Raw genomic sequence first — 12732 nt, forward strand, 5'->3', positions numbered from 1 at the left:
CGACGCGTCACCCGACGCTTCAGCAGGTCCCGGAGGGCGCCCAGCGGGCGCCCTCCGTCGTTCTCGGTCCCGCTCCACCTCCGGTCCTGCGGTTCGTGCGACGGGCGTCGCCCCTCCTCCGATCGGTCACCGGGGGTCGTCCGATCGGCCACGCGCCGTTCGCCCGGCGGACCGTGCGCCCGCGTGATCCCGCGCCGGCCGCGGGCGGTCGATGCTGCGCGTACCGTCGCCGGAGTCACGCCCGGCGACGCTCGTCCCAAGACGGCCGACAGGCCACAGCAAAGGCAGGAGCGATGTCGCAGATGTCCGGATCCGGGTTCCCGCCCGCCCGCCGCGGACTCCAGTTCGGGAGCCGTCGTGCCGATGGGGGAGGCATGGTTCCCCACCTCCCGCTCCGCGCTGCCCTGCGCGCGACGGTGCTGCTCGTCGCCGTCCTGCTCACCTGCACGTCCGTCGCCTCGGCCGACCGCGGCTTCTCCGCGCGGTTCTCGACGAACGACACCGGCGACATCGCCGGCATCGCCAACACGCTGATGACGTGTCCCGCGGGCTCGAACGCCAGCGGCACGACGTGCGCGACGACCCAGAACGTCGGGCCGACGAGCACGGCGAACGTCTCGTACAACAACAACTACGACATGACGTACGTCGACGTCGACAGCGACCCGACGACGTTCAACTCCTCCACGGCGAACCAGAGCCTCCCGGCCGGCGCCGAGGTCCTCTTCGCCGGGCTCTACTGGGGCGGCGACTACAGCACGGGGACGGCGGCGGCGCCCAACGCCAACGCCCGCAACACGGTGCGCCTGCGCCTGCCCGGGGCCACGGGGTACCAGACGCTGACCGCCGACACCGTCGACGACTCGACGCTGAACATCGGGCGCTACCAGGCGTTCAAGGACGTCACCGCGCTCGTCCGCCCGCTGCCCAACGCGGGCAACGGCACGTACGGCGTCGCGAACGTGCAGGCGGGCCGCGGCGGCGACCGCTACGCCGGCTGGACGCTGATCGTCGCCTACCGCGACACCACCGCCCCGGCGCGCAACCTCACGGTCTTCGACGGCCTGCGGACGATCCGCACGACCGACCCGCCCACCGACATCCCGGTGTCCGGCTTCCTCACGCCGCCCAGCGGCCAGGTCAAGACCGAGATCGGCTTCGTCACCTGGGAGGGCGACCATGGCCTCGTCGGCGACTCCGCGTCGCTGAACGGCAACGTGCTGAGCGACGCGCAGCACCCGGCCACGAACTTCTTCAACTCCCGGATCAGCCGCGACGGCGCGCTGTTCACCGACCGCAACCCGTCGTACGCCAACACGCTGGGCATGGACGCCTCGTTCACGCCCGCCAACGGCTTCATCGGCAACAGCGCGACGAGCGCCACGATCCGCGTCACGACCTCCGGCGACCAGTACCTGCCGGGCGTCATCACCTTCGCCACCGAGATCTACGCGCCGAAGATCGAGCAGACGAAGACCGTCCGCGACGTCAACGGCGGCCAGGTCGAGCAGGGCGACGTGCTCGAGTACACGGTCTCCGGCACGAACACCGGCCAGGACGGCACGGCGAACTTCGTGCTGCGCGACCCGATCCCCGCGAACACGACCTACGTGCCCGGCTCGATCGTCCTCGGCGGCACGTCGAGCACCGCGGGCGCCGCGACCGACGCCACCGGCGACGACCGCGGCGAGTACGACGCGGCGAACGCCCGCGTCGTGGCCCGCCTGGGTGCGGGCGCGAACGCCACGCAGGGCGGCAACGTCGCGCCCGGACGCACCTACTCGCTGACCTTCCGGGTCCGCGTCAACGGCCCCGCGCTGCAGGACGACCCGGTCCCCGCGGGCACGCGGATCGACAACACGGCGACCGCGAGCTTCTTCTCCCAGACCACCAACACGCCGCTCGGCGCGACCTCCTCGGTCCGCAGCACCGTCACCGCGCCCGACCTGCGCATCGCCAAGACGCGCACCGGCGGCCCGCTGGTCGGCGGCGCCGCCAACACGTACCGGCTCGCCGTCGACAACGTCGGCGACGCCCGCACGCAGGGCACCGTGACGGTCAGCGACACGCTGCCCGCCGGCCTCACCCCGACCGCCGCGAGCGGCACCGGCTGGGACTGCTCGATCAGCGGCCAGGTCGTCACCTGCACGCGCGCCGACGCGCTGCCCGCCGGCAGCGCCTACCCGCCGATCACGCTGTCGGTCGACGTCGACGGCGGCGTCAGCGGCGACGTCTCGAACACCGCGACGGTCTCGGGCGGCGGTGACGGGCAGCTCTCCAACAACAGCTCCACCGACACCTCGCCGTCCTCCCAGTCCGCGGACCTGACGCTCACGAAGGTCGCCGACAAGGCCTCCGTCGTGATCGGCGAGACCGTCGTGTTCACGCTCACGGCGAAGAACGAGGGCCCGTCGACCGCGACCTCGGTGACGATCACCGACGCGCTCCCGACCGGCCTGCAGTTCGTCTCCTCGACCCCGGCGTGCACGATCGACCCGGTCAGCGGCACGCTGTCCTGCCCGGTCGGCACGCTGGCCCGCGGCGCCTCGAGGACCGTCGAGATCACGGCCCGCGCGATGGCGTCCGCCGCCACCACGACGGTCCGCAACACCGCCACGGTCGCCGGCCAGCAGGCCGACCCGACCCCGGGCAACAACGCCGCCGACGCCTCGGTGGCGGTCGCGGGCGCCGACCTGCGCGTCGTCAAGACGCTCGACGGTCCCGCCGCGCCGCGCACCGGTGACCGCGTCACCTACACGGTGAAGGTCGAGAACCGCGGTGCCTCGCGCGCCACCGGCGTCGTGCTGCGCGACGCGCTGCCCGACGGCCTGTCTGCCGTCACCACCGACGGCGGCGCCGCCTGCACCGTCGACGGCACGCAGCTGACCTGCGCGGTCGGCGCGCTGGCCGCCGGTGACACGTACACCGTGAAGGTCAGCGGCACCGTGAAGGCCGGGCAGACCACGCTGACCAACACGGCGTCCGCGTCGGGCAACGAGGCCGACCCGGACACGTCGAACAACACCGACCAGGTCGTCACCCCGGTCGCGGCCGCGGCCGACCTCAAGGTCGTCAAGCGTGCCGATCCCGCCCAGGTGTCCCCGGGCGACCAGCTGGACTACTTCTTCGTCACGACGAACGACGGGCCCGACACGGCGACCTCCGTCACCGTCACCGACGTCCTGCCGGCCGGCGTCACGTACGTCTCCGGCGCCCCGGGCTGCAACGAGTCCGCGGGCACCGTCACCTGCAGCTACGCGCAGCCGATCCTCCCGGGCACGTCCCGCCAGACCGGCTTCACCGTGCGGGTCGCGGCGACGGCGAGCGGCACCATCCGCAACACGGCGACGGTCGCGAGCCCGGTGTTCGACCCGGACACCACGAACAACACCGACACCATCGCCACGACGGTCCTGGACGTCGCGGACGTCGCGATCACCAAGACCGCCGACCGCACCACCGCGACCGCGGGTGACACCGTCACCTACACGCTGAAGGCGACCAACGCCGGGCCGGCGACGGCGCGCGACGTCGTCATCACCGACACGCTGCCGCCCGGGGTGCACTACGCCTCGGCGGATGCGCCCTGCACGATCGGGCCCGGCGGCGCCGCGGGCATCGTCCGCTGCGAGGTCGGCTCGATCCCGGCGGGCGGCTCGGTCACCAAGGAGCTGCGCGTCACCGTCGACCCGATCACGGTCGCCAACCCGGGCGCGAGCCACCAGCTCGACGTGCAGAAGGTCGAGGCCCAGCTGGACCTCGAGCCCGGCCAGACCCGCACGGTCGCGGTCAGCTGCCCGTCCGGCTACCTCGCCACCGACGGCTCGACGCGCGTCGACGCGGTCGACCAGGGCACGGGCACGCTCGCGTCCCCCAAGGTCCTCGTCAACCGGGCGGTCGGCCGCGGCGGCTGGGAGGGCACGGTGCGCAACGACGCCACGGGCCGCGCCCAGGCGAAGGTGTTCGCGGTCTGCGTCAGCGAGCGGACCTCGCAGGAGCTCGGCCACGCCCACGACCTCGTGGTCAGCGACCCGGTCACGAACACCCGCACGCTGCTGGCGGGCCGCAACACCGTGACCCTGTCGTGCGGTCCGGGGCAGACCCCGATCCAGCCCGGCATCGCCCTGCAGGGCGACGCCACGATCCTGACCTCGTTCCCGCAGGGCGACAGCGCCTGGACGTTCGCGCTGGACAGCCCCGAGGGCACGCAGGCGACGTTCTCGATCCGCTGCCTGGACCGCACGCTCGGCGTGACCGACGGGCACACGCACCCGCTGAACCTGCAGCTGCTGCGCAAGGACGTCGTGGTCGCTGCTGGCCAGACCGTCGAGGTGCAGCTCGACTGCGCCGACGACGCGAAGGGCGTCGTCGGGGGCTACGACGTCGACCCGGGCCTCGTCCCGCTCGGCAACGACCCGCGGCCGAAGACCCGTGCGTTCCGGTTCTTCAACCCGACCGGCCAGGACCTCAACGCCTCCGTGACGCTGCTGTGCCTGTCGACCCGCACGGGCGGTGAGCAGGCCTTCACGACGATCGAGAACACCGCCCAGGTGGCGACGGCGACCCCGGAGACCGACCTCGCCGACAACCAGGGCTCGGCCCGCATCACCGCCACCGGCGGCTCGGCGGCCACCCCGGCCCCGGCCCCCGCCGCCGCGACGCCGGACGCTCCGGCCACCGGCGCCGGGACCCCGACGGCCCCGTCCGCCCCGGCGACGACCCCGGCGGCGCCGTCGGGGCCGGCCGCCCCGGCGACGGGCCGCGCGGCCCTGGCCCGCAGCACGGTCACGGTCCGGGGCGCCACCGCGGTGACCGCGGTGCGCTGCGGCGGCGGCGCGACGTGCCGCGGCACGGTCCGGCTGCTGGCCGCGGCCACGCAGCGCCTCGGCGGTCGCGTGGTCCGCAAGGGCACCGTGCTCGCCACCGGTCGCTACGTCGTCCGCTCCGGGCGCACCGCGAAGGTGACGCTCCGCGCCACGTCGGCCGGGAAGCGCGCGCTGCGCTCGAAGGCGCTGCGCCGCGGGCAGCTGCGGCTCGGTACCGCGACACGGATCGTGAAACTGGCGCGCTAGCTCGTCGGTCCGGTCCCGGGCGCTGTAGTAGCGTCCGGGGCCGATGACCGTCGTCCTCGTCCTCGTCTTCCTCGTCCTGATCGGGGCCGGCGTCGCCGTCCTGGTCCGTGGCCGCAGCACCGCCGCCGTGACCGCCGGCGACGCCCCCGGGCGGGCGATCGGCACCGCCGAGCCCGCCGCCGCCCGCCGCTCCTCGGTCCGCGGCCTGCGGATCGGCGACGTCGTCGCCCACGACGGGCACGACGCGATCGTGGAGCGCAGCTACCGCTTCCGCGAGGGCGGCTCGCGCTGGGAGGAGCACCTGCTCGTCGACGGCGACTACACCCGCTGGCTGTCCGTCGAGGACGACGAGGGCCTGGAGTGCGTGCTGTGGGAGCGCCGCCCCGACCCGACGCTCGAGCCGGGCGAGCGCACGCTCGAGGTCGACGGCGTCGCCTACCGCTTCGACGAGCGCGGCACCGCCGACTACACGCTCGAGGAGCAGGACGGGCCGGGCGGCTCCGGTCGCGCCGAGTACGCCGACTACGTCGCCGGGGAGCAGCGCCTGAGCTTCGAGCGCTACGACGGCTCCGGGGCCTGGGAGATCAACGTCGGCGCGGTCGTGTCCGAGCACGCCTTCGACGTCTACCCGGGGTCGGGGTCGTGAGCGGCGACCCGCTGGGCGAGGCGCAGGCCACCGAGGACGCGCTTCGTGCGCAGCTGGGCGACCTGATCGGCGCGAAGGCCCGCGCCGCGCACGAGGCCGCGCGGCTGGACGTCCGCGCGGGTCTGCCGGGCGCCGACCCGGAGCTCGCCGCCCTCGCCGACCGCCACCGGGCGCAGGCCGCCCGGCTGGCGGCCGAGGTGGAGGAGGTCCGCTCGTCCCTGCGGGCCCAGGAGGTCCGCACCGAGTCCCTGCGCGCGGACGCCGCCGGGGCCTGACCGGTGAAGCTCGCGCTAGCCACCCCGTACGCCGACGTGCGCGCCGCCGACCTCGTGCTGCGGCTCGATCGGGCCCCGGGCCCGACGCTCGGCACCCGCCGCGTGCGCGTCGGCGGCCTCGAGGTCGAGCTCGGGCTGCTCGGGCACTCCCACCAGGTCCACGTCCGCGGGGACGGCGTCGCGCTGTGCGAGGTGCTCGCCTGCGACCCGGGCCGTCCGGGCGACCTGCCCGCGGTGCGCGAGCACGACCGCATCACCCACACCTACCGCTTCACCGCCGAGGTCCTGCCGCTCGGTGCCGCCGACGGCCTCGACCTCGCCGACGCGGTCGCCGTCGACCCGGACGGCCTCGTCGGGCTGTTCCCGGGGCACGTCGAGGCGTTCACCGCGCTGCGCGCCCGCGCGGTCGGTCGGGAGGCGGTCAGCTGGGAGACCTGGCACGCCTACCCGCAGACCGACGAGCTCGTCCACACCACCACGACCGTGACGGTGCGCCGGTGAACCCCCGTCGCGGTCTCGCGCTCGGCCTCATCGCGGTCGGGGTCCTCGGCATCGTCCTGACGCTCGCGACGACCGGCTCGGTGCGCGGCTACGTCAAGGACCACTACACCCGCGCGGGCAGCCAGGGCGGGGCGGAGGTCTACCGGTCGAGCCAGCCGCCCGCGAAGGTCGCCGCCGACATCCAGCGCGAGCACGAGCCGGCGGACCGTCGCGTCACGCCCGAGGGCATCTTCCTGCGCTACCGCGGCGACTACGTGGGCGTCCAGCCCGACGGGCGCGGCTCGCGCATCACGCTCGCCGACGAGAACCGCGGGTACGGCCTCTTCTACCCGTACGTCGGCGGCTACTGGGGCACCTACTCGGGGCCCGCCGAGAGCTTCCGCGGCGGCGGTCCGGGGGGCGGCGGCAAGTGAGGGCGCGCCTCGTCGTGGTGCTCGCGGCGCTGCTGGCGTCGGCGGTCCTCGCCACCCCGGCGAGCGCGGGCCCGCTGCTGTCCGACGGCGACGCCGCCGAGCTCGCGCAGTCGCTGGCGGAGGCGACCGCCGAGCAGGACGTCTGCTACGGCTGGCGGGTCGACGTCAGCGACTCGTCGGGCGGGCCGAGCGGCATCGACGTCGGCTCGGGCGCGGGGCCCGGCATCGGCGTGACCGACGCCGAGAACGCCGGCTGCACCCGCGTCGTCGAGCTCTTCGGCAGCGTCCGCTTCACCTGCGAGTCCTGCGAGGCCGACGACAGCTCCAACGCCACGGTCGTCTCCACGCTCCCGGACGGTCCGCGGATCGGGGACCTGGAGGCGCTCGGCCTGGACGGCGGCGACCTCAAGGGGGACGACGGGGATGTCGTGCTCGCCAACATGGTCGGGGCGCTGCCGATCGTCGCCGCCTCCAAGGGCGCCGCGCCCGAGCTCGAGGCCGACGCGCTGACGGGCCCGACCGGCGCTGCCGCACGCGACCGGGCGACCGGCTCCCCGCGCGTGCCCGACTGGCTGCGCGAGTCGTGGCTGGCCCTGGCCGTCTGCCTGCTGGCGATCCTCGGCGGCGTCTGGTGGTTCGTCTCGGTCGTCCTGAGCGACCGCTCGGCCGCCGGGCGCGCCGCCCGCCTCGCGGCCCGCCGTCGCCGTCGCGCCGCCGAGACCGACCCACCCGCACCGAAGGGCACCTGACATGGACGACTTCTTCACCGAGATCGCGAGCGCCCTCCTCTACGGGGCCGTCGGCGTCGCGCTGCTCGCCGCCGGCTTCCTGATCCTCGATCTGCTGATCCCCGGCAAGCTCGGCGAGCTGATCATCGAGGAGCGCAACCGCTCCGCCGGGATCATCACCGCCGCCGGCATGGTCGCGGTCGGCGCCGTCGTCACCACGGCGATCGCCTCGGCCGACGGGCCGCTCGGGGAGGGCCTCGCCGAGACGGCGGGCTACGGCGGCGTCGGGGTGCTGATGCTCGGCGTGGCGTTCGTCGTCGTGGACGTCCTCACGCCCGGCAAGCTCAGCGACGTCTGTCACCAGGAGGGCGAGCAGCCCGTGGCGTACGTCATCGCGGCGGCGCTGCTGGCGGCCGGCGCGATCGTCGCGGCCGCGATCAGCTGACGGTCGCCGTCGTGGTCGCGCTCGCGCAGCGGCCCGCCCGGGCCGTCCTGCTGGGAACCGTGCTGCTCGTCGCGGTCTGCGGGTTCATCTACGAGCTCGTGATCGTCGCGATGGGCACGTACCTGCTCGGCAACTCGATCGAGCAGGTCTCGCTCGTGCTCGCCGCGTTCGTCTCCAGCATGGGCGCGGGATCGCTGCTGTCGCGGCCGCTGATGGGTCGCCCGGTCGTCTCGTTCGCCCTCGTCGAGTGCCTCGTGGCGCTGATCGGCGGCCTCAGCGCGATCGGCCTGTACGCCGCGTTCGCGTACCTCGACCTCTACCAGCCGGTGATGCTGCTGTTCGCCGCGTCGATCGGCCTGCTGGTGGGCTGCGAGATCCCGCTGCTCGTCGTCCTGCTGCAGCGCGTGCGCCGCCAGGAGACCGGCACCTCGGTGGCCGAGCTGCTCGCCGCCGACTACCTCGGCGCGGTCGTCGGCGGCGTCTCGTTCCCGCTGCTGCTGCTCCCGTTCCTCGGGCAGATCGACACCGCGCTGGCGGTCGGCGCGCTCAACCTCGGGGCCGGCGTCGTCGTCGTGTGGCTGCTCGGCGGCGACCTGTCGGCGCGCACGCGACGCTGGCTGGGCGTCGCGTTCGCCGCGGTCCTCGCGGTCCTCGGGGCGACCGCGGCGCTCGCCGACCGCTTCGAGGTCGACGCGCGCCAGGCGCTCTACGACGACCCGATCGTGCTCAGCGAGCGCACCCGCTACCAGGAGATCGTGCTCACGCGGTCGCTGGCCGGTGGCGACCTGCGGCTGTTCCTCAACGGCGACCTGCAGTTCTCCTCCAAGGACGAGTACCGCTACCACGAGGCGCTCGTGCACCCCGCCATGGCGGGGTCGCGCTCCCGCGTGCTGGTGCTCGGGGGCGGCGACGGCCTGGCGATGCGCGAGGTGCTCCGCTACCCGGACGTCCGCGAGGCCGTCCAGGTCGAGCTCGACCCGCGGATGCTGCGCCTGGCCCGCGAGGACGAGCGCCTGCGCGCGCTCAACGGCGACAGCCTGCGCGACCGGCGCGTGCGGACGGTCACCCGTGACGCGTTCGCCTGGCTGCGCACCGCGCCCGCGCACGCGTTCGACGTGGTCATCGCCGACTTCCCGGACCCCGACGACGCCGCGCTCGCCAAGCTCTACTCGGTGGAGCTCTACGGGCTGGTGCGCCGCGCGCTCGCGCCGGGCGGTCGCCTCGTGGTGCAGAGCGGCAGCCCGTACTTCGCGCAGAAGGCGTACTGGTCGATCGCCGCGAGCCTCGAGGGCGCGGGCCTGGCGGTCACGAGCTACCACGTCGACGTGCCGAGCTTCGGCGACTGGGGCTTCCACCTGGCCGGGACCGCCCGCCCGGCGCTGACGCTGGATCCGCCGCCGCGACCGCTGCGGTTCCTCGACGGCCCGACGCTGCGGGCCGCCGCCGTGTTCGGGCGCGACCGCCGCCGCCCGCCGGGCGACCTGCGCTCGACGCTCGACAAGCCGCGGATCGTGGCGTACGCCCGCGAGGGCTACCGCGACTACTGAGCGGTCCGTTACGCCCCGGTGACGGGACGGCTGGCACCGTGGAGGACGCCCCGTACGCGCCCCGACCGGTCCGGCCCATCACACCGGCTCCCCCCGATGCGGATCGGTCCGGGGCGCGGCGGCGGCGCGCCCCGCCCGCCGCGGGCGCGAGTAGCCCGGGCGGGAACGGGAAGGATGGGGGTGGCCGCCGGTCCCTCGCGGGCCCTCGGTCCCGGACACGACACCCCCTCGAGAGGACCAGTGCACATGACGCTCCCCACGTCCACCCTCGGCCGCGGCGACGCCGCGCTCACCGTCAGCCGGCAGGGCCTCGGCTGCATGGGCATGTCCGACTTCTACGGCGACCGCGACGACACCGAGTCGACCGCGACCCTCCACCGGGCGCTCGACCTCGGCGTGACCTTCCTCGACACCGCCGACATGTACGGCTTCGGCGCCAACGAGGAGCTCGTCGGCCGCGCGATCGCCGACCGTCGCGACGAGGTCGTCCTGGCCACGAAGTTCGGCATCCTGCGCGATCCCGACGACCCGACCAAGCGCGGGGTCGACGGCCGTCCGGAGTACGTGAAGGCGGCCTGCGAGGCGTCGCTGCGCCGCCTCGGGGTCGACCACATCGACCTCTACTACCAGCACCGGGTCGACCCGGACACCCCGATCGAGGAGACGGTCGGCGCGATGGCGCAGCTCGTCGCCGAGGGCAAGGTCCGCTTCCTCGGGCTCTCCGAGGCGGCGCCCGCGACGATCCGCCGCGCCCACGCCGTCCACCCGATCACCGCCCTGCAGACCGAGTACTCGATCTGGTCGCGCGACCCGGAGCGGGAGATCCTCGCGACGGTGCGCGAGCTCGGGATCGGCTTCGTGCCGTACAGCCCGCTCGGCCGCGGCTTCCTCACCGGGACGGTCCGCACGGTCGACGACCTCCCGGACGGCGACTTCCGCCGCGTCCAGCCGCGCCTGCAGGACGGCAACATCGACAAGAACCTCGCGATCGTCGACGTGGTGCGGGAGATCGCGCAGGCCCACGACGCGACCCCCGGTCAGGTGGCGCTCGCCTGGGTCCACCGCCAGGGCGACGACGTCGCGCCGATCCCGGGCACGAAGCGCCGCACCTACCTCGAGGAGAACGTCGCCGCGCTCGAGGTCGAGCTGACCGACGACGACCTCGCCCGCATCGACGCGGTCGGCCCCGGCCACGGCGACCGCTACCCGGACATGTCCTCCGTGGACCGCTAGACCCCGCTCCCGGCGGCGGGACCGCAAGTTCCCGCCGCGGGGACCGTTGGCGTCTGCATGGGACGCCGAGCGCTGGGGCTGCTGCTGACGATCGCCGCGGGTGCGGGGGCGGCGCCCGCCGCGCACGCGTACCAGCTGGGGGAGACCGGGCTGCGCCCGTCGTCGCTCACGCGCGCCCAGGCGGCGATCCCCGCCGCCCCGCCGCTGACCGGCATGGGCCAGAACATGCGGATCGTCGGCAACCTGCCGCTCGACACCGCGGGCGGCAACCCGGCGGCGTCGGACCTCGAGCTGCACGGGAACTTCGCGTTCATCGGCTCCTACACGGAGGGCATGGTCATCGCCGACGTGTCCGATCCGACCCGGCCGCGGCGCGTGGGGGTCTTCTCCTGCGGCGGCGGCTCCCAGTACGACGTGCAGCTCTCGACCGACGGGAACCTCGCGCTGCTCACCACCGACTCCAGCGGCGCGAGCTGCCTGCCCGACGGCAAGCAGGGGTCGATGGTCATCGACGTGACCGACCGCGCCCGGCCGGTGCTGAAGAGCTTCATCGAGACCGCGGTGGGGTCCCACACGCACACGCTCGACGGGCGCACGCTGTACATCAACAACTACCCGACGTCGTACTCGAAGCTCGAGATCTACGACCTGACCGACCCGGCGGTGCCGGCGAAGCTGTCGGAGCTGTCGTTCGGCGGCGAGGACTCGATCCACGACTCCTACGTCGACCACCGTCCGGACGGCCGCACGCTGCTCTACGCGGCGTCGATCGGCTTCACGGACGTGATCGACGTGACGGACCCGAGGAGCCCGAGGATCCTGCAGCGGCTGGCCGACCCGGCGGTCACGATCAGCCACCAGGCCGAGCCCAACCCGGCGCGCGACACGCTCGTGGTCACCGACGAGCTGCTCGGCGGCACCGACGTGCCGGTGTGCGGGCAGCTGCCGGTGCGCCTGGGCGAGGGCATCCTGCCGGTCGTCGGCGACCCGACCGACACGGGCGCGATCCACTTCTACAAGCTCGAGCGGGACGGCACGATGCTCGACGGCGGGAAGGGGAGCGGCAAGATCGGCACGTTCAACCTGCCCGCCGCGCTGAACCCGACGGGCGGCTGCACCGTCCACGTGCTGTGGCAGGCGCCGGACGTCAACCGGCTCGTCGCCGCCTGGTACGGCCGCGGCACGCACGTCGTCGACTACCAGGACCCGGCGGCGCCGCGCCTGCTCGGCTCGTTCATCCCGACCGGGGCGAACACGTGGGCGGCCAAGCCGCACCGCGTCGGCGGCCGCTCCTACGTCTTCACCGGGGACATCGCCCGCGGCATGGACGTCCTGGAGTTCACCGGCGACGGCTGGCCCGCGACGGCCGGCCCGGCCGAGGCGCAGCGCGCGCAGATCCAGGGCGCCGCGCCGGCGCCGGCCGCCACGCCGACGACGCCGTCGCGGCCGCCGACCCCGATCGCGCAGGCGAAGGGCGGCTATGCGTTCAAGGCGAGGATCCGCGTCCCGCGGGCGCTGAGGACGCGCACGGCGACCCTGACGCTGACGTTCACCGACGTGCGCGGCAAGGTCCTCGCCAAGCAGCGCTACCGCGGCACCCGTGGCCGGGTCGCGACGCTGCGCGCCCGCATCGCGGCCCGCGCGGGGCGCTACCGCTACGTCGTGCGCGTCGGCGACACCGGCCGGGTGCTGCGGCGCGGCACGATCACCGTGACGCGTCGCAAGGCGGTGAGCGCGGCCGAGCGCGGGGGCCGGGCGTTCGTCTGCACGCTGCCGCGCGGGGCCGGGCGGGCCTGAGCGGCGGGGGCCCGGAGCGCCGGGCTTCCCCCGGGGGCGCCGACCGGCTACCCTGTCCCGGTCGGCCGATAGTCG

Annotated in this window: 10 protein-coding genes; all 10 read left to right on the forward strand. The window is 74.6% G+C overall.

Annotated elements, in window-relative coordinates; all coding sequences use genetic code 11:
• Window positions 1-374: 374 nt before the first annotated feature.
• The 10 genes from C7Y72_RS21340 to C7Y72_RS21385 all read left to right on the forward strand — a co-directional run bounded on the left by C7Y72_RS21340 (window position 375) and on the right by C7Y72_RS21385 (window position 12657).
• Entirely contained in the window at window positions 375-5072 is a 4698-nt protein-coding gene (locus C7Y72_RS21340) for a DUF11 domain-containing protein (RefSeq protein WP_107571233.1), read from the forward strand.
• A 43-nt stretch (window positions 5073-5115) separates the two neighbouring features.
• A complete protein-coding gene (locus C7Y72_RS21345; RefSeq protein ID WP_107571234.1) occupies window positions 5116-5718 on the forward strand; it encodes a DUF4178 domain-containing protein in 603 nt (200 codons plus the stop codon).
• Window positions 5715-5993, forward strand: a complete 279-nt coding sequence (locus C7Y72_RS21350; protein WP_107571235.1) for a hypothetical protein — start codon at window positions 5715-5717, stop codon at window positions 5991-5993. Before C7Y72_RS21345 ends, C7Y72_RS21350 begins: the two co-directional genes overlap by 4 nt.
• A 3-nt stretch (window positions 5994-5996) precedes the next feature.
• Entirely contained in the window at window positions 5997-6494 is a 498-nt protein-coding gene (locus C7Y72_RS21355; RefSeq protein WP_107571236.1) for a DUF2617 family protein, read from the forward strand.
• Window positions 6491-6907 (forward strand): DUF4247 domain-containing protein, encoded by a 417-nt coding sequence (locus tag C7Y72_RS23630; protein ID WP_158276988.1) that lies wholly within the window; start codon window positions 6491-6493, stop codon window positions 6905-6907. Before C7Y72_RS21355 ends, C7Y72_RS23630 begins: the two co-directional genes overlap by 4 nt.
• The gene (locus tag C7Y72_RS21365) at window positions 6904-7656 is read left to right on the forward strand and encodes a hypothetical protein (RefSeq protein WP_107571237.1); all 753 of its coding nucleotides are present in this window, start codon (window positions 6904-6906) and stop codon (window positions 7654-7656) included. Before C7Y72_RS23630 ends, C7Y72_RS21365 begins: the two co-directional genes overlap by 4 nt.
• A gap of 1 nt (window position 7657) precedes the next feature.
• Window positions 7658-8080 carry a DUF350 domain-containing protein gene (locus C7Y72_RS21370; RefSeq protein WP_107571238.1) on the forward strand — a complete coding sequence of 141 codons (423 nt, stop codon included), beginning with the start codon at window positions 7658-7660 and terminating at the stop codon, window positions 8078-8080.
• A complete protein-coding gene (locus C7Y72_RS21375; protein ID WP_107571239.1) occupies window positions 8077-9627 on the forward strand; it encodes a polyamine aminopropyltransferase in 1551 nt (516 codons plus the stop codon). Before C7Y72_RS21370 ends, C7Y72_RS21375 begins: the two co-directional genes overlap by 4 nt.
• Window positions 9628-9873: 246 nt before the next feature.
• Window positions 9874-10860 (forward strand): aldo/keto reductase, encoded by a 987-nt coding sequence (locus C7Y72_RS21380; RefSeq protein WP_107571240.1) that lies wholly within the window; start codon window positions 9874-9876, stop codon window positions 10858-10860.
• Window positions 10861-10917: 57 nt separating this feature from the next.
• Window positions 10918-12657: an LVIVD repeat-containing protein gene (locus C7Y72_RS21385; RefSeq protein ID WP_107571241.1), complete on the forward strand. Its 1740-nt coding sequence runs from the start codon at window positions 10918-10920 to the stop codon at window positions 12655-12657.
• Window positions 12658-12732 lie beyond the last annotated feature (75 nt).

Origin of the sequence: Paraconexibacter algicola (genome assembly GCF_003044185.1) — a bacterium.
GTDB lineage: Bacteria > Actinomycetota > Thermoleophilia > Solirubrobacterales > Solirubrobacteraceae > Paraconexibacter > Paraconexibacter algicola.